The sequence below is a fragment of the Luteolibacter rhizosphaerae genome, assembly GCF_025950095.1.
GTDB classification, from domain to species: Bacteria; Verrucomicrobiota; Verrucomicrobiia; order Verrucomicrobiales; family Akkermansiaceae; genus Haloferula; species Haloferula rhizosphaerae.
Genome location: NZ_JAPDDR010000007.1, coordinates 127,605 through 145,143, shown reverse-complemented (window position 1 = coordinate 145,143; position 17,539 = coordinate 127,605). Strand labels below are relative to the sequence as shown.

The following is a 17,539-nucleotide window of genomic DNA, read 5'->3' as shown; positions in this document are numbered from 1 at the left end:
CTTTCGCTCCACCCCCACCCCCCTTGAAGCGCCTGAAAAGGGCATCCGCGATGGCGGTGCCGTGATCGGGCTTTCCCCCTCTCTCCCCCCATGTCCGTTGCCTGCCATGAAGCGGCTTTGACGATGCGCCCCTGCGATTTCAGGCGTCGGCATCGTGCGGATAACCGTCCTGTCCACCCATAGTGGATCGCACCCCTCCCTCCCGTCTCGAGCTGTTCCTCTTCCCCCCACTTCCCACCCCCCAGATGAAATCCGTCCCTTCGTCTTACCGGGCGCCTAGCCGAGCGCGCCTGCTATGCTCCGTCGCCTCCTTGCTTGCGGTGGCCGCGCTGGCACCGGTCGCCAGCGCCCAGTCGCCCGCCTTCTCCTATAGCCGCGTGAACGGGCTGAAGGTTGGCAACAACAACAAGGCGAGCAAGGTGACCTCGCTCCAGTTCGGCCCGGACAACCGTCTCTATTACGTGCAGGTGAACGGGGTGGTGGGTCACTGCATCGTGACCCGCGTGGCCAAGGACAATTATCAGGCGACCGATCTGCAGACGATCGACTTGGTGAAGAACATTCCGAACTACGATGACGATGGTACTTTCAACCCTTCCCTGACCACGCGCCAGGCGACGGGGATTCTCGTCACCGGTACCGCCGCGAACCCCGTGATCTATGTGACCTCGAGCGACCCGCGGGAAGGGGCCGGCTCGGGAGCCACCGACCTGAATCTCGATACGAACTCCGGGACGATCTCGCGCCTCGCCAAGAACGGCAGCGGTGTCTGGGAAAAGGTGGATATCGTCCGCGGCCTGCCCCGCTCGGAGGAGAATCACGCCACCAACGGCCTTACGATCAGCGACGACGGCAATACCCTCTATGTTGCCCAAGGCGGCAGCACGAATGCGGGTGCGCCCTCGAACAACTTCGCTTTCGCCTGCGAGCAGGCGCTTGCGGCCGCGGTGCTCTCGATCGACTTGAGCGTGATCAATGCCATGCCGGTGCAGACCGACAGCCATGGTCAGAAGTATCTCTACAACCTGCCCACGGTGAATGATCCGAACCCGGCGCGCACCGACGTGCTCCCGGGCGATCTGAACTACGCCGATGCGAACGATCCCTTCGGTGGCAACGACGGCTTGAACCAAGCCCGCATCGTTCAAGGCGGGCCGGTCCAGATCCACGCTTCCGGTTTCCGAAATCCTTACGACGTGATGATTGCCAAAACGCCTCACAAGGCGGGCAAGATGTACACGATCGATAACGCCGCGAACTCCGGTTGGGGCGGTTATCCGAAGAACCACGGCACGCCGGGCGTGACCAATGAATGGGTCTCCGGCGAGCCCGGCACCGTGAACAACAAGGACGGTCTGCACCGGATCACGGGCACCGGCTACTATGGCGGTCACCCGCACCCGCTCCGCGCGAATCCCGCCAGCGCTGGCTGGACCCGCTACGATGGCGGCACGGGTGGAGCAGGCCTCGTGTTCTCCTCCACACCGACCGTGGACTGGCCGCCCGTGCCGGTCGGGATGGCAGATCCGCAGCAGGCAAGCTTCCTGATGCCGGACTCGGCGGCGAATCCGGACCTTACCACCAATACCGCTTCCACCACCGGTCTCGCCGAATACACCGCCGGTAACTTCGGAGGCCAGATGATCGGTAATATCATCTGCGCCCAGTTCAACGGTGGCGTGGCCCCGCAGCCGAAAGGCGCAGTGCAGCGCATCGTCCTGAATCAGGACGGCACGCAGGTGCTCAGCAAGAGCATCATCTTCGAAGTTTCCGACTACGGCAGCCCGCTCGATATTGCCATCCCCGGTCCCGATACCGCGCCGGCACTCGCCGGGACGATCTTCGTCGGCCACTACCTGACCAGCGATCCTGGCATCACCGTTCTCGAGCCCACCGACTTCGAGAGCGGTGGCGGCGTCTGCACCGGCCTCGACAGCTTCACGCTGGATGAAGATGCAGACGGCTACAGCAATGCCGACGAGATCGACAATCTCTCCGATCCTTGCTCGCCCGCGATCCGCCCCTCCGACTTCGATGGCGATTTCCTCTCCGACCTCTTGGATACGGACGACGACAACGATGGCATCGCAGATTCGCAGGACGTGTTCCCGATCGATGCCCTGAACGGCAAGAATGTGACCCCGCCGCTGGAGTACAATCTCTTCAATACCATGCACGGCTTCTTCGCGATCGGTTTCACCGGCGCGATGCTCGAGCCCGGCCTCGACTACACGGCCCGCATGAATACGGCGGACATCATCGCGGGCGGCACCGCCGGTCTCTACACCGATCCCTCGATGGGACCCGGCACGCCGCACGGCTCCGCGAACACGCAGATGAACGCCTTCCAATTCGGCGTGAGCGTGGATGAAGTCACAGGTCCCTTCCGCGTGATCTCCGGGCTCGGTGGTCTGCTCTTCAATGGCACTCCCACCGGTACGCAGTCGCATGGCATCTTCATCGGCAACGGTGATCAGGACAACTACGTGCAGGTTGCGGTCAATGCGAACGGTGGCCCTGGTGCCATCGAGATCGTCCATGAAGAGGACGGCGTGATCCTCTCGCAATCGATGACCCCGCAGCCGGGTCTCTTCAGCGATGTGGTGCAGCTCAGCTTCCTTGTCGATCCCATCGCGGGCACGGTGCAGCCGGGCTATGCCATCGGCACCGGCTCCTTCATCAACGTTGGCAGCCCGTTGAGCGTCTCCGGCAAGATCCTCGATTGCTTGCGCGGCAAGACCGCGCTCGCCGTGGGTCTGCTCGGTAGCACCGGCACCGGCCCGGTCTTTAATGCCACCTGGGACTACTTCAAGGTTCTGCCGATCGCGAGCACTGCTTCGGCCAAGCTCACCGTGAACAGCGGCAGCGGCAGCATCCTCAGCTCCAGCACGAACACCAGCGGTTCCTTCCAGCTCGAGAACACCTCCACCGGCGGCCAGAAGATCGTCGACGTGAAGATCGACCTCAGCACCGCGCTGCTTCCGGATGTCGTTTTCGATCCCTTCGGCACCGCGGGTGACCTCGATGGCAAGGGCTTCCAGCTGGATTCCTTCAACGGAAGCGGTCCCGTACCCACCGGGTCCTTCGAGGACTTCCATAACGGCGTCGATTCCATCGAGGGCTTCAACTCCCTGCGGATCTCCTGTAGCCCGACGACGGGCTTTGGTCCCGGCAATCTCCTGACCTTCTCCTCGGACGTCGATCCGACCAGCGTGAAGGGCGTGGTAGGCCCCGGCCCGAACCATGCCGCCAGCGTCTCTGGCTTGGAACTCACCGGCACCACCGTCACGGTCACCTTCGACGACGGCACCGTGCGGAAGGTCCGCAATGCCGGCCTCACCGCGGGTGACGGTCACACCAACAAGCGCTCGGTGGGCGTGTTGCATCAGGACAACCTGCCGACGCCGACGGTCTCCGTCCCCGGCAAATCCTCTCCCTTCATCACTAACTCCCAGCCGACCGTCCGCGTCGTGGGCGCCCCGGGCAAGAACGTGCAGGTCTGGACTTTCCAGACCGGCCTTTACTCCGATCCGGTCATCCCGGCTTATGACATCGATCCTTTTGAAGCGAACAACGTGATCGTGTTCGATGTGGAAGACGCCGTGATCGGCGCCGCGGGCTACGTGGACGTGGCCGTGACCCTCAGCTCGGAAAACGGCGGGATCAACTACGTCTCCGCGCTCCTCATCGATGGCGTCAAGCGCAGCTCCTCCTCGAACATCCTCGTTATTGACTACGATCCGGCTTCCGGCAGCGGCAATGCCCTGCTGCGGGTGAATGCGGGTGGAGCCTCTTATGTGGACACCGCGAACAACAGCTGGGCTGCTGATACCGGATTCACTTCCGGCAGCACCCAGACCTACGCGAACGAGATCTCGGGCACGGACGACGACACGCTTTATCAGTCCTTCCGCTTCGACAATAGCCCCTCGACTCCGCTCGACTACTCCTTCGCCGTGCCGAACGGGAACTACGAGGTGAAGCTCCACTTCGCCGAGACTTGGAACGGGATCACCGCCGCCGGGCAGCGCGTCTTCGACGTTCTCTTGGAGAACCAGATCGTGCTGAACGACTACGATGTCTTCGCCGTCGCAGGGCCGAACAACGCCCGCGTCGAAGCCTTCCAGACCACCGTGAGCGATGGCCAGCTTACCATCGGCCTCCGCAACGTCATCCAGAACCCCTTCATCTGCGCCATAGAGGTCTTCTCCCTCGGCGGTGGCCCGGGCAACGACACCACGCCGCCCTCGGCACCGGGTTCGCTTGCAACCACCAACCTGAAGGCCGGCAGCCTGACCCTGAATTGGACCGCTGCCACGGACGACACCGCCGTGACCGGCTACCGCATCTTCCGCGATGGCGTGGAGATCGCCACCACCGCCAACCTCGCGATCCCGCAGACCGGCCTCACCCCGCAGACCGAATACGACTACGAGGTGGAAGCTTACGATGCCGCCGGGAATCTCTCCCCGCGCGCCACCCTCAGCGTCACGACGCCCGCGGACAGCGAGAACCCGACCACTCCCGTCAACTTCCGCGCCTTTGCCGGGAACGGCAGTGCCTCGCTCTCATGGCTGGCTTCCTCCGACGACGCGGCCGTGACTGGCTACCGTGTCTATCGCGATGGCGTCTTGCTCGCCACTGTCACCTCGCTGACCTACTCGGAAAGCGGCCTGACGAATGGCACCAACTACCTCTACGAGGTCATTGCCATCGATGCCACCGGCAAGACTTCGGCACCCGCCTCCGCCATCGTCCGGCCCCGCGCCATCGCCGGTGTCACCCTGCGCATGGATGCCGGCAGCACCGTCGATACCGTGGATTCCCTCGGCAACACCTGGGTCGCCGACTTCGGCTACAACGCGGGCCTGCTGGACAGCAGCAGCCTCGCAATTGCCAACACCAACGACGATGTCATCTACCGCACCCGTCGCTACGATGGCCCCAGCGGAGCCGAGTTGAAGTACACCCTGCCTGTCCCCAATGGCGACTACGAGCTGCGCCTGCACTTCGTCGAAACCACCAGCACCTTCCAGACCGCCGGTGCCCGTGTCTTCGACGTGAAGGTCCAGAACCAACTCGCCTTGGATGATCTCGATATCTTCGCCACCGCTGGCTACGCCACCGCATTGGTCACCCCGATCCCGGTCACCGTGACGAATGGCAACGTGGTGATCGAGTTCCTCCACATTGCGAACAAGAACAACCCCACCATCGCTGGCATCGAGCTCTACGCGCTTGAGCCGCCACCGGCGGACACCCTCGCCCCCACGGCGCCCGGCAGCCTCGCGGTCACCGGCGTCACCGCGGGAAGCGTCTCGCTCTCCTGGACCGCCTCCATCGATAACGTGGGCGTCACCGCTTATCGCGTGAGCCGCAATGGTGGCGCTCCCACCACGGTCACCGGCCTGTCCTTCACCGATACCGGCCTCGCCCCCGGCACGCTCTACAACTACTCGGTTGTTGCCGTGGATGCCGCGGACAACGCTTCGACCGCATCCACGATCCAGGGCACGACCTTGTCCGATACCGTCCCTCCCTCCGCGCCCGGCGGCCTCACCGGCAACTCCGGGAATGCCATGGCCACCCTCGCATGGAATGCCTCGACCGATGATGTCGGCGTCACCGGCTACCGCGTCTATCGCGACAATGTCCTGATCGAGACGGTGAACACCCTCGGTTACACCTCGGTCGGTCTCACGAACGAGACCACCTACGTCTTCAAGGTCACTGCCATCGATGCCGTCGGTAACGAGTCTGCGCCTTCGCAGGTGAGCATCACCCCGCGCGCGCTCGGCCCGGCCGTCGTCCGCGTGGACTGCGGCAGCAACACCGACTTCGTGGACCCGCAGGGGAACACATGGTCGGCGGACTTCGGCTTCTTCGGTGCTCCGGACTTCGGCTACACGCCGACCAACTCCACCACGAACTCGATCACCGGCACCGACAAGCAGACGATCTACAAGACCAGCCGGATGAAGAACCGGAATAGCAGCCGCGTGCTGAAGTACAACTTCCCCGTCACGAACGGCCAGTATGAGGTCCGTCTCCACTTCAGCGAGTTCCACACCCAGCCTCCGGTTGCTGTCGGCTACCGCGTCTTCAATGTCCTCGCCGAAGGCACCACCGCCCTTGCGAACTTCGACATCTACGCCACCGGTGGCAAGGATGCAGCCGTCGTGCAGACCATCCCGGTCAATGTCGCGGATGGCAGCCTCACGCTCGACTTCACCGTCGTCGCGCAGAATCCCTCCGTCTCCGCCATCGAGGTCTTCCCGATTCTCTCGGGTGGAGCCGGTGAATCGGATCCTCCGTCCGCTCCGGGCAGCCTCGCTACCTCGAACATCACGAGCAACAGCGTGACCTTGAGCTGGACCGCTTCCACGGACAACGTTGGCGTCACCGGTTACCGCATCTACCGGAACTCCGTTCTGGTGAATACCGTCACCGGCCTGACCTTCACGAATGGCGGCCTCAGCTCCGGCACGCTCTACAACTACTCGGTCGTCGCCTACGACGCCGCCGGGAACGTGTCCTTGCCCGCTACTATCAGCGCCACCACGCTCTCGCCCGATCTGGAGGCACCCAGCATCCCGACCTCGCTGGCGGGCACTCCGGGACTCAGCCAAGTGGCCCTGACCTGGACGGCCTCAACGGATAACGTCGGTGTCACCGGCTACCGCGTCTATCGCGATGGCAACCTCATCACCACCGTGCCCACCCCGGGCTACACGGATACCGGCCTGAGCAGCGCCACCGAGTTCGACTACGAAGTGATCGCGATCGACGCCGCGGGGAATACGTCTGCTGCTGCGACCCTGACTACCTCCACGCTCACGGATACCCAGGTTCCCACCGTTCCCGGTTCGCTGGCCGCCACTCCTTCCTTCACCTCCGTGGTGCTGAGCTGGAATGCCTCCACCGACAATGCCGGTGTCATCGGCTACCGCGTCTACCGCGGAGCCACCCTGCTGGCCACGGTTCCTGTCCCCGGCTACGAGGACACCGGACTCACCCCGGGCACCTCCTATCACTACGAGGTGCGTGCGATCGACTCCGCCAACAATGCCTCCAACGCCGCCACGGTGGATACCGCCACCTTGGCTGATACCCAGGCCCCCACGGTCCCCGTCGGCTTCGATGCTACCCCGGGCAATGGCAGCGTCTCCCTGGCATGGAATAACTCCACCGACAATGTCGGCGTCGTCTCCTACCAGATCCGTCGTAATAGCGTGGTCATCGCCACCGTGCCGACTCCGGGCTACTCGGACACTGGCCTCGTGAATGGCACCCTCTACCTCTACGAGGTGAGGGCGCTGGATGCCGTGGGCAATGCCTCGGCCGCCGCCACGGATTCCGCCAAGCCCCGCGCGCTCGGCACCTACGCGCTCCGCGTCGATGCCGGCTCCACCGAGGACTTCGTCGATGGCAGCGGGAACACCTGGTTGGCCGATGTCGGCTATAACTCGGGAAGCTCCTTCACCACCAACAACGCGATCGTTGGAACCGAGGACGATGCGCTCTACAAGAGCGAGCGCTACGACGGCAGTGCGGAAGGTGCGAATCTCGAATACGCCTTCCCGATCACCAACGGTGCGTATGAGGTGCGACTCCACTTCGCGGAGACTTACAACCTCATCACCGCCCCCGGTCAGCGCGTCTTCGATGTCACCGCGGAGGGTAATATCGCGATCGACGATCTGGACATCTTCGCCCGCGTCGGTGCGAACCGCGCCTTGGTCGTGACCTTCCCGGTCACGGTCGCGGATGGCACGCTCGATCTGGAATTCCTGCGCGGTATCCAGAATCCGAAGGTCTGCGCCCTCGAGATCCTCGCCATTCAGGGAGCAGCCGTTCCCACCTTCGAGCAGTGGCTGACCAGTCACGGCCTCACCGGTCAGACCGCTGCCGATTCCGATGGCGGCGGCCTCGACAACCTCGCGGAGTTCGAGCTCCAGCTCGACCCGAACGATCCGAATGACGACCTGAGCTTCTCGCTCTCCGTCCAGCGCCAGGCCGGTCAAGCGGTCATCACGCTGCCGGTTCTCAAGCCGATCGGTAACTACTACGTCCATCGTGACAACGACCTCAGCGGCATCGCCAATGTCGCGAACCGGATCGACACCATCACCAAGGCCGAAATCGAAGTGATGACCCCGGCGCAGCGCGCCAGCTACACCGTCCAGGACAATGCCGGTGGCGCCCGCTCCTTCTATCAGCTGATCTTCGAGCCCGTCGCAGAGTAACTGATTAAGTTCACATATGCCCGGGAGAGTTCGCTCTCCCGGGCCACCCCTTCCGGATCGGGTTCACCCGCCCGCCCGGTTGTTATCACCGCCGCTCTCCGGCTTGCCGCGGAGCCGCTCTGTTCTCCCACCCCCCGCAAGATGAAACGTCCCCCCCGGATCGTCATTGTTGGTGCCGCAGGCCGTCTCGGCCAGGCACTCGAAGCCCGCTTCTCGCGGGATGCCACCGTTCTCGGCCTCGCCCGGCCGCAGATCGATCTCTCCTCGTCGCAGTCCATCCGCGCGGCTTTGGAGCCTCTCCGCTTCGATCATCTCATGCTCCCCGCCGCGATGACCGCGGTGGACGCCTGCGAGACGAATCCCGATCAGGCCTACGCGATCAATACCGCGGCGCCGGGCCTCATTGCGGAAATCTGCGCGGAGAAGAAGGCGCAAATGACCCATTTCAGCACCGACTTCGTTTTTGATGGCGCGAAGCAGGGTGAGTATTCCGAGGAGGATGCGGTGAACCCGCTTGGTATCTACGGCGATTCAAAGCTACAGGGTGAGCATGCGGTGCTCGCCGCCAGCCCCCTCCATCTCGTCGCCCGCGTCTCGTGGCTGTATGGCCCGGGCAAGCCCGCCTTCCCCGAGTGGATCGTGGATCAGGCCTGCCAGCATCCCGAGCTCGCCCTGCCTGCCGATAAGACCGGCTCCCCGGTTTCAAGCACGGATGTCGCGGAGCTCCTTGATCCGCTCCTCTTCGGTCCCGGTGGGGAGCCCGCCAGTGGCATCTTCCACCTCTGCAGTTCCGGCTCCTGCAGCCACCAAGTCTGGGGCCAAGCCTGCCTCGATCTGGCCGTGGAGCTCGGGATCCCGCTCAGAACCCGGGAGATTCTCGGCAACTCGCTCGCCGATGTCCGTGCTTTCGTCGCCAAGCGCCCGCCCAATAGCGTGATGAGCACTGCCAAGTATACCGCCTTCACCGGCCGCTCTCCGCGTCCATGGCAGGAGGCCCTCCGCGAGCACTTCGCCACCTCTCCCACCTTCCGGAAATACCTGGCCGCTGCCTGCGGTTGACGCCTCCCTTATTCTTGGATCGCTAGCTTGCCTTTCACCCTCTTCTTCCCACCCCAATGAACATACTCGTCACCGGCGGCGCCGGCTTCATCGGCTCGAACCTTGTCCACTACTTGCTACGCGACGCGTCTGCCGAGCTCGGCGTGCCCGTCGACAAGGTGGTCAACCTCGACAAGCTCACCTATGCGGGCAACCGCTCGAGCCTGGACGACCTCGATTCCGATCCCCGTCACATCTTCGCCCAAGGCGATATCTGCGACGAGAAGTTCGTGGGCGGCCTGCTCCGCGAGCACAAGATCGATGCCGTCATGCACCTCGCCGCGGAGTCCCACGTGGACCGCTCGATCGATGGCCCGGAGGCCTTCATCATGACCAATGTGGTCGGCACCTTCAAGCTACTCGATGCCTTCCGGAAGTACCTCGTCGAATCCGGTCGCACCAAGCTGCCGAACTACGGCAAGTCCATCGCCGATGGCGGCGAGTCCGCTTTCCTCCACGTCTCCACCGATGAGGTCTTCGGCTCGCTCGGAGCGGAGGATCCCATGTTCTGCGAGACCACGCCCTATGCGCCGAATAGCCCGTACAGCGCCTCGAAGGCGGGGAGCGATCACCTCGCCCGTGCCTATCACCATACCTACGGCATGCCGGTGCTCACCACCAATTGCTCGAACAACTACGGCCCCTTCCAGTTCCCGGAGAAGCTCCTGCCCCTCATGATCCAGAAGACTCTCCGCGGCGAGTCGCTGCCGGTCTATGGCGATGGCACGAATATCCGTGACTGGCTCTACGTGGAGGATCACTGCCGCGGCCTCGCCACGGCCCTAGTCCGTGGCACCATGGGTGAGACCTACGTGATCGGCGGCAAGAATGAGATCCGCAACATCGACGTGGTCCGTGCCTTGATCAAAACCGTGCACGAGCTTGCGCCGGAAAGCGCCACCAAGAGCGCGGACGAGCTCATCACCTATGTGAAGGACCGCCCCGGTCATGATCAGCGCTACGCCATCGACCCCGCCCGCATCGAGAACGAGCTCGGCTGGTCGCCCCGCGAGAATTTCGAGACCGGCCTGCGCAAGACGGTGCAGTGGTACCTCGATAACCAGGAATGGATCAACGCGATCGAGAACGGTAGCTATCGCGGCGAACGCCTCGGCACCCTTGCCTGAACCCTCTCACCGCTCTCCTCATGCTCGGTCCAGACAATAGCTACCTCGCCCCTACCGCGGACGATCTCGCGCTGCGGAAAGGCATCATCCTCGCCGGCGGCACCGGCAGCCGCTTGTTCCCCATGACCCACTCGGTCAGCAAGCAGCTGATCCCGGTCTATGACAAGCCGATGATCTACTACCCGCTCACCGTGCTGATGCTCGCGGGCGTGAAGGAGATCCTGCTGATCTCCACCCCGCGCGATCTGCCGGCTTTCGAGCACCTGTTAGGGGATGGCTCGCAGTGGGGCCTGGAGATCTCTTACGCCCCGCAGCCGAAGCCGGAGGGCCTCGCCCAAGCATTCATCATCGGGGAGGAGTTCCTCGCCGGTGAGCCCGCCTGCCTCGTCCTGGGGGATAACCTCTTCTACGGTCACGACCTCGCGAAGTCCCTCCTCGCGGCATCCCGCCGAAAGCAAGGCGCCACCGTCTTCGGCTATCACACCAAGGAGCCGGAGCAGTATGGTGTCGTCGAGTTCGATGCCGAGGGCAACGTGGTCTCTCTGGAGGAGAAGCCCGCCAAGCCCAAGTCGAACTACGCCGTTCCCGGCATCTACTTCTACGACAGCAAGGTCGCGGAGATCGCGAAGGCGCTCAAGCCCTCCCCGCGCGGCGAACTGGAGATCACCGATCTCAACCGCGTGTATCTGGAGCAGGGTAACCTCCGCGTCGAACTGCTCGGCCGCGGCACCACTTGGCTGGATACCGGCACCCCGGATTCGCTGGCGGATGCCACCCAGTTCGTTCAGGTCATCCAGCAGCGTCAGGGTCTCAAGATCGCCTGCCCGGAGGAGGTCGCATTCCTTCAGGGCCGCATCGATCGCGAGAAGCTGAACGAGTCGATCAAGAAATACGCCAAGACCCCGTATGGGGAATACCTCGCCACCCTCTGATTCCATGTCCGCTTCTCGCAGCACCGATACCTGGGCCGGCCTGAATCCGGATGCCCGCGCTCGTCTCGAGACCCGCGATTACTCCAGCGGTGATCTGGCCACCCGGCTCGGCACCACCGGCGTGAATGCCTCCGAGGCCATCGCCGGCAGGGATTCCTTGTCCGAGGCATGGATCCCCGGCGTGGAGCTCTTCTCCCGCCGCGTCTATCAGCAGAAGGGCAGGGGATACTTTGGCGAACTCACGCGGCTCACCGAGGGCACCTTGGATCGCATTGGCATCGCCCCGCGTCAGTGGGCCTCCGCGCTCATGCATCGGGACAGTGCGAAGGGCTTCCACATCCATCCACCCTACATCCCCGCAGGGGAGGATCCGGCCGCATGGTTCAAGAAGCTCTACCTCGACTCGCCCGGGGACTACTCGCTCCGTCCCTATGACCGCGAGCAGTGGGATGTCATGTTCTTCCTCACCGGCATCTGTGAAATGCTGCTGGTGGACGAGCGTGCTGGCATGCCCCGCCGCGTGATGCGTTTCGTGATCCCCGGCGATAGCCGCTCGGGTCCGGACAATGCCGCCGTGGTCATTCCCTCCGGCGTCGCCCACGCCCTGCGGAATGTCGGCAATGAGGACCTGATCATGGTCTACGGCACCAGCACGGTCTTCAATCCGGAGTGGGAAGGCCGCATCGCCGGCGATGTGGAGAAATGCCCGCTGCCGCCCGATTGGGATCGCTACCTCGCCGGGCCGGCTTAGGCCCCTCAAAAGACACTGCCCTCCCGTTCAAGAATCTGCTAGAAACTGTTCACTCCCACCCAACCAACAATCCGATGACGACAACCCCAGCAAACCCTCCTCAGGCCGCTTCCGTGTGGCAACGCGTTCGCCGCGGTCTGGCTTCCTCCCTGATGGCGCTCTCCGCCATCGCCATGGCCGGCTTCTTCAGCGCTTGTGAGGGGCCCGAGCCCTACACCGAGATCCCCGCCGACGTGATGTCGGCTCGCCCGACCGGCACGCTGTCCGCCGGCGATGTGATCCAAGTGAGCTACCCCGGTGCCCCCGAGCTCAATACCACCCAGCGCATCCAGGCGAACGGCCGCGTGAGCCTGCCGAAGGTGGGTGACGTCAGCGCCTCCGGCAAGAGCGTGGCCTCGCTCCAGTCCCAGCTGAGCGGGATGTACACCAGCCACCTTCAGAACCCCACCGTGCTCGTCGCCGTGGAGACCGCAGCCGCGGGTGTCTATATCTCCGGTGAGGTGAACAAGCCGGGCAAGATCCCGCTCGATCGCCCGATGACCGCCTTTGAAGCCGTCATGGAAGCCGGTGGTTTCTCGAAGTTCGCGAATCGCAAGCAGGTCGTGGTCGTCCGTAATCAAGGCGGCAAGCATCAGCGCTATGCCCTGAATCTGGACGACACCCTCTCCGGCGCGAACCACAACGCCTTCTACCTCCGGCCCTACGACACGGTCTACGTGAAGCAGAGCCGCTGGTAAGCCGTTCCCATTCCCGGGTCACCCGGGGCGCTTATTGGGTCACGATCTTGTAGAATCGCTTGGTCTGACCTTCCGCCCCGGGATCGGAAACCCGGATCGTTCCCGTCGAGTTCACCTGGGTCGAGATCAGCGACCAAGACTGGAGGTTTGCGGAAGCATACACCAGCACGGTCGAGTTCAGTCCGCCGCTCAGGTCGAAATTCACGGTCAGGTCGGGATTCATGGTCATCTTCGCGACCTTGAAATCCGGCAGCGCCGCAGAGCTGCTCACGGTCAGCACTGCCGGCACGGTGGTCACGCTCGCCGTCCCGCGCGTCAGGGTCACGGTGTAGCTTCCCGCGTCACCCGTCTCGAGCTGGTCCAGGATCAGCATCGAGCCGGTGGCCCCGGAGATCGCCACATTGCCCTTCTTCCACTGGTATGAGACCGGACCGGTGGCGGCAGCCGTGACCTCGAAGAACGCCGTCTGCCCTACTGTCCGGCTCATGCTCACCGGGCTGCTGGTGAGGGCCAGGACATCGCCCGATCGCGCCAAGGAATCGGTCGGCACGAAGTCCGGATTGGAGCTCACGACAATCCGGTCGAGACAGGCCCCTTGTTCCCTCACCCGGAACTTGAGCGTATGAGCTCCCGCCGTGAGCGGATAATCCCGTGGATCCCCCCCCGCCACATGAATCCTCTTCCAGATCCAGCCGCTGCTCCGCGGCTCCGTCGGTTCCGCCACACCGTAGACGTGGAAGACCTGCTCGGTCCCGTTGTTCAGGCTCACGTTGAACGAATCCGAACTGGCCGCCGGCGCTTTCACCCGGCACCAGACATGGTAGTTCGCCGCGGTGTCGACATTGAAGCTCAGGGTGGTCGACCCGTTGGAGGCCGTCGCGAAGTTGGTGCTGTCCACATAGACATCCGTCCCGCCTCCCAGAATCGCCGCGGGAGAAGTCAGCGTGCCGCTCTCGGCTTCCAGCAGCACGATGCGCGAGCTGTTATCGGCGGGGGGCGTGTCCGGCACGTAGGTAAGGATCACCTCCGAGGAAAAGCCGCTTTCCTGCTGGGCCGAATTGTATGCCTTCACCGCACAATAATAGGTCTGTCCGCTAGTCAGGTTACTAACCCGTCCGGAAACGTTATTCCCTACGTCTTGAACGCTGGTGTATTGGCGGCTGCTCTCTCCCCAATAAATTTTATAGCCGGTCACATCGGGCTCCCGATTCGGGTTCCAAGCCACTTCGACACTCCCCGAAGTCGTCGCAAACGCACTATTCCCTAGGGCGAGCAGCAAGAATGCATAACGCACGACCCTCCGGAGTAAAGTTTCCGATTCTCGAAAATAGAGCATTGCAGAAGGTAAATTTTTCAAGATTAGAAATAAAGATTAAAATTCCTTGTTAGAATCATATTGCCGCAAATCGTTGATTTTTCGCTATCTCCATTGAAAGAAATGCGAAAATCCCGCGAGGAAGGAATGCTCGGGGATCTAAACGAACTCTCCAGCTCTCCCACAATGCGGGCATCTACGAGGGAACCCGGAAAGCGTTGGTGGCTCTAAGCTTGGCCGCCTATCAGTTAGTTTTTCTCTGCCGTAAACCCATTCCCTAACCCATGAACTCCCCTTTGCCCCATGTCTCCGCTGCCCCTCCTCTGGATGGGCGGGGCCTGATCAGGCTCAAGGAAGCCCGCGAACACTTGGAGCGCCAGATGGTCAGCGACTCGCTTGCCCGGAATGGCGGGAGCATCACCGCCGCCGCGAACGAGCTCGGAATCTCCCGCACCGTTATCTGCGAACTGATCGCCAAGCTTGGCATCGCCGCCGCCTGATCGCGAAGCTCGCGGTCCCTTTTGCTTATTGGACGAACGCCAAGGCCTCAAGCATCTCTCAAGTCCAACCGAGCGCCCTTGGCGTCCTGCTTCCCGCCCGATCTGCCGATCACGCCCCATCCGAAATAGAAAGGGCATGCACCGGAGTGCATGCCCTTTGAAGTGACGGCCTCGAGGGGCCGCAGAATCCTTTAGCGGCGGACCAAGGTCACATCCACCGTGGAATTGGCGCTTCCAACCGGAACGAGGACGTTCACGGCGAAGGTGCCTTTCACGTAGAAGTTCACGCGCGTGCCATCCGCCTGTGCGGGCAGTTGGAGCGTGTAGTAACCGTTGGAGTCCGTCGTGGTCGTCTGGCGGTAACCCTTCACCGAAACGGTGACGCCGGAGCGCGGGTTGCCGTTGTCGTCCAGAATCCGGCCTTGAATGCCGCCCGCCAGCGAAGAGCCGGCGAGAGCCAGGGACGCGAGGAGTCCGAGCTTGTAAGCTTTCATCGGATTACGTGGCGGGGGTTAGAAGCGCTCTTTCGGCACGAAGTCGCGCGGATCGTCGGACTTCACCGGCTTGGGCTTGGGCTTGGACGGTGTGGGCTTGCTGTATTCGTAGACGCGCACGGTGTGATACTCCGTGTCCGGTCCGCAGGAAGCGAAGAGGACCGGCAGGCCGGCGATCACGAGGAGTTTGCAGATGGATTTCATCGGATTGTTTTCTGTAGTGGGGTGGGGAAATGGAACCTGACTCAGTCGGTGATTCCTTGTTCGGTCTTCGGCTCCGTGTCGCGGGCCTTCTCATTGTTGTCGCCCGGCAGGTTCGTTGGCTTGTAACGCTCCTGTTGCGGACCGCCACGAGTGCCGACGAGCAGCGCCCAGCTGGCCAGGCCGTGATACTTGCCGGTCTCGCGATTCAGGCGGGTGCTGTTCATCAGGACGGTGACCAGAGCCGTGCCCGTGTAAGGAGCGACAAACTTGGTTCCCGCGCGACGGTCGGTGCGGTCGTCGACAAGGATCTCATTGCCTTGCTCGTCGAAGACGTAGAGGTCCACGTCCGCGACCCGCTCGTCCACGCCGATGAGGAAGGTGTAGGTAACGCCCGCGGTAACAGGCATCATCAAGGGCATCGTCTTCTCGCCGGGTTGCAGGTTGCCTGAAGCGCCGGGGTAGATGGTGAAGCCGGCTTGTGTCTGACGGACTGCCATCTCGTAAGCGTCGTTCTCCGCGCCGGCAGGGCTGGCTTGGGCGACAGCTCCAAGGCATCCCGCCATCACGAGACATGTTGCGAGCTTGTGATTGAGTTTCATCTTTTTGTTAGGTCTAGGGGAGGAAGCAAACGTAGTTTGCACTCTAACTTTTCAATCACTCCAAGGCTGTCAGGTCAAGAGATTACCAAGTAATCGAAAGCTCCATTGACAAGCATCAGGAGCTGTTAGCAATTGCCGGTTAGGTAAATTCGGGTGCTGTCGTGCATCACGCAATCCAAGTTGTGAATGCACTCCATTAGTTAATGTTAGTTAACAAATGATTCAGCCTCCCAGGATCCCCCTGCCAATCCCGGGCAGCTCCCGATTCCGGCAGCCCCTCAAAACAAAATGCCGGGAGGAAGCCCCCCGGCATTTTGGACAAATGATTGGATCAGGCTGGCTTTAGAAAGCCCAGGAAGCCTTCACGGAAGCCACCCAACCCGGCTCATTCCAAGCGCTGGAGATGCTGCCACCGCCGGGGAACTGCGCGAAGCCGGTCGCCGTGGCTGCCGCCTTGGGGGAGATGTCGCCCACCGCTTCGACGTAAGTCACTGCCGGCGTGATCGTGAAGTGAGAGCCGATCGTGACAGGCGTCGCCACCGTCGCTGAGACGTGGGAGAAGCCGTCGTCTTCAAACGCATAGCCGCTCTTGTAGAAGGTGGAGAGCGAGTAGGTGAAGGCGACGGAAACCTTGTCGTTGCCAAAGATCCGATCACCGCCTTCAACGCCCAGCTCGAAGCCGCCGCCTTCAACCAGGTCGGATCCTGCGGCACCGCGGAAGGATGCACCGCCCGGAACACCGTCCTTGGCGATCCCGTTGCCATCCGAATCGGTGGCCACGTTGTAGAACAGTTCAACGAACGGTTGAGCCCACTTGTAGTGAGGGCTGGAGAAACGTGCGTAGACCATGCCTTGGTGATCGACACCCCAGAATTCGCCGTTCGGATAGTAGTAGAAGTCGAAACCGGCCGTCGCCTCCAGCAGGTCGTCACCCACCAGCATCCGGGTGTAGTTCAGGGTCGCCACCAGCTCGCTGTAATTATCCCGTGTCAGGATGGAAGGAGCGAAGAACGGGTTGAACTCGTCCGAGAGAGTCGTGATGTACTTCATCCCGAAAGCGAAACCCTTGTAGGTCGTCGTGACCCCTGCGAACACCACGTCGCTGTCCGGCTTCGGCAGGATCGGAGCTCCGGGAGGTGGAGGATTGCCATCGAACGGCGTGTTGTCGAAGGGGCGCCCTTGGACGAGATGGTTGAAAGACGTGAACTGGGCGAGGTCGATTCCCCGCCAAAGGTGCTTGTTGGCCCAGCCGGCGTCCAGGGTCAGCTGAAACTTGCCCGGATCATCATAGACGATCTCCGGGGCCGCTACGGGAGCATCCTTGGCCGAGTAGGTTTCGGGAGCGGCCGCCGGCTCCGAGTGGCGCTGGCGGCGGTTGCTCGTGCGCGGACGCGAGGGCGCATCGTTGGCTGCTTGGCGAGGTGCGTCGGGTGCACTGGAAGTGCTGATCGTGCCTTGGACAGGTGCATTAACCGGCAACGCTTTTCCAGAGCCACGGACAGCGCCCGTGGAAATCTGGAGAGTGGGGGCGGTAAG

At 62.7% G+C, this 17,539-nt stretch carries 12 protein-coding genes; 7 read left to right on the top strand and 5 right to left on the bottom strand.

Annotation, left to right across the window (positions count from 1 at the left end; translation table 11 throughout):
- Nucleotides 1-245 precede the first annotated feature (245 nt).
- The 6 genes from OJ996_RS14500 (at nt 246) to OJ996_RS14475 (ending at nt 12,891) form a co-directional block, all read left to right on the top strand.
- Nucleotides 246-8,246 (top strand): malectin domain-containing carbohydrate-binding protein, encoded by an 8,001-nt coding sequence (locus OJ996_RS14500; protein ID WP_264514330.1) that lies wholly within the window; start codon nt 246-248, stop codon nt 8,244-8,246.
- 141 nt (nt 8,247-8,387) lie between these two features.
- Complete coding sequence (locus OJ996_RS14495) at nt 8,388-9,305, top strand: SDR family oxidoreductase (RefSeq protein WP_264514329.1); 918 nt, start codon at nt 8,388-8,390, stop codon at nt 9,303-9,305.
- 56 nt (nt 9,306-9,361) lie between these two features.
- The gene (gene rfbB / locus OJ996_RS14490) at nt 9,362-10,471 is read left to right on the top strand and encodes a dTDP-glucose 4,6-dehydratase (RefSeq protein WP_264514328.1); all 1,110 of its coding nucleotides are present in this window, start codon (nt 9,362-9,364) and stop codon (nt 10,469-10,471) included.
- 20 nt (nt 10,472-10,491) lie between these two features.
- Nucleotides 10,492-11,403, top strand: a complete 912-nt coding sequence (gene rfbA / locus OJ996_RS14485; protein WP_264514327.1) for a glucose-1-phosphate thymidylyltransferase RfbA — start codon at nt 10,492-10,494, stop codon at nt 11,401-11,403.
- Between the two features lie 4 nt (nt 11,404-11,407).
- Nucleotides 11,408-12,154: a cupin domain-containing protein gene (locus tag OJ996_RS14480; RefSeq protein WP_264514326.1), complete on the top strand. Its 747-nt coding sequence runs from the start codon at nt 11,408-11,410 to the stop codon at nt 12,152-12,154.
- A gap of 74 nt (nt 12,155-12,228) precedes the next feature.
- Complete coding sequence (locus OJ996_RS14475; protein WP_264514325.1) at nt 12,229-12,891, top strand: polysaccharide biosynthesis/export family protein; 663 nt, start codon at nt 12,229-12,231, stop codon at nt 12,889-12,891.
- 31 nt (nt 12,892-12,922) lie between these two features.
- On the opposite strand, the gene OJ996_RS14470 is transcribed toward OJ996_RS14475, so the two are convergent.
- Entirely contained in the window at nt 12,923-14,227 is a 1,305-nt protein-coding gene (locus OJ996_RS14470) for a fibronectin type III domain-containing protein (RefSeq protein ID WP_264514324.1), read from the bottom strand.
- Between the two features lie 263 nt (nt 14,228-14,490).
- Between OJ996_RS14470 and OJ996_RS14465 the strand changes: the two genes are divergently transcribed.
- A complete protein-coding gene (locus OJ996_RS14465; protein ID WP_264514323.1) occupies nt 14,491-14,706 on the top strand; it encodes a helix-turn-helix domain-containing protein in 216 nt (71 codons plus the stop codon).
- A gap of 191 nt (nt 14,707-14,897) precedes the next feature.
- Here the strand turns inward: OJ996_RS14465 and OJ996_RS14460 are convergent, their stop codons facing one another.
- The 4 genes from OJ996_RS14460 to OJ996_RS14445 form a co-directional block, all read right to left on the bottom strand.
- Nucleotides 14,898-15,200 carry a carboxypeptidase regulatory-like domain-containing protein gene (locus OJ996_RS14460; protein WP_264514322.1) on the bottom strand — a complete coding sequence of 101 codons (303 nt, stop codon included), beginning with the start codon at nt 15,198-15,200 and terminating at the stop codon, nt 14,898-14,900.
- 18 nt (nt 15,201-15,218) lie between these two features.
- Nucleotides 15,219-15,404, bottom strand: coding sequence for a hypothetical protein (locus OJ996_RS14455; protein ID WP_264514321.1), 186 nt, complete (start codon nt 15,402-15,404; stop codon nt 15,219-15,221).
- A 41-nt stretch (nt 15,405-15,445) separates the two neighbouring features.
- Nucleotides 15,446-16,003: a FimB/Mfa2 family fimbrial subunit gene (locus tag OJ996_RS14450; protein ID WP_264514320.1), complete on the bottom strand. Its 558-nt coding sequence runs from the start codon at nt 16,001-16,003 to the stop codon at nt 15,446-15,448.
- A gap of 342 nt (nt 16,004-16,345) precedes the next feature.
- On the bottom strand, nt 16,346-17,482 hold the full coding sequence (locus OJ996_RS14445; RefSeq protein ID WP_264514319.1) for a hypothetical protein: 1,137 nt from the start codon (nt 17,480-17,482) through the stop codon (nt 16,346-16,348).
- Nucleotides 17,483-17,539: the final 57 nt, after the last annotated feature.

Coding starts and splice junctions, on each gene's coding strand:
- OJ996_RS14495 (WP_264514329.1), top strand. CDS start 8,388: ATGAAACGTCCCCCCCGGATCGTCATTGTTGGTGCCGCAGGCCGTCTC.
- OJ996_RS14460 (WP_264514322.1), bottom strand. CDS start 15,200: ATGAAAGCTTACAAGCTCGGACTCCTCGCGTCCCTGGCTCTCGCCGGC.
- OJ996_RS14480 (WP_264514326.1), top strand. CDS start 11,408: ATGTCCGCTTCTCGCAGCACCGATACCTGGGCCGGCCTGAATCCGGAT.
- OJ996_RS14450 (WP_264514320.1), bottom strand. CDS start 16,003: ATGAAACTCAATCACAAGCTCGCAACATGTCTCGTGATGGCGGGATGC.
- OJ996_RS14475 (WP_264514325.1), top strand. CDS start 12,229: ATGACGACAACCCCAGCAAACCCTCCTCAGGCCGCTTCCGTGTGGCAA.
- OJ996_RS14455 (WP_264514321.1), bottom strand. CDS start 15,404: ATGAAATCCATCTGCAAACTCCTCGTGATCGCCGGCCTGCCGGTCCTC.
- OJ996_RS14500 (WP_264514330.1), top strand. CDS start 246: ATGAAATCCGTCCCTTCGTCTTACCGGGCGCCTAGCCGAGCGCGCCTG.
- OJ996_RS14470 (WP_264514324.1), bottom strand. CDS start 14,227: ATGCTCTATTTTCGAGAATCGGAAACTTTACTCCGGAGGGTCGTGCGT.
- rfbA (WP_264514327.1), top strand. CDS start 10,492: ATGCTCGGTCCAGACAATAGCTACCTCGCCCCTACCGCGGACGATCTC.
- OJ996_RS14465 (WP_264514323.1), top strand. CDS start 14,491: ATGAACTCCCCTTTGCCCCATGTCTCCGCTGCCCCTCCTCTGGATGGG.
- rfbB (WP_264514328.1), top strand. CDS start 9,362: ATGAACATACTCGTCACCGGCGGCGCCGGCTTCATCGGCTCGAACCTT.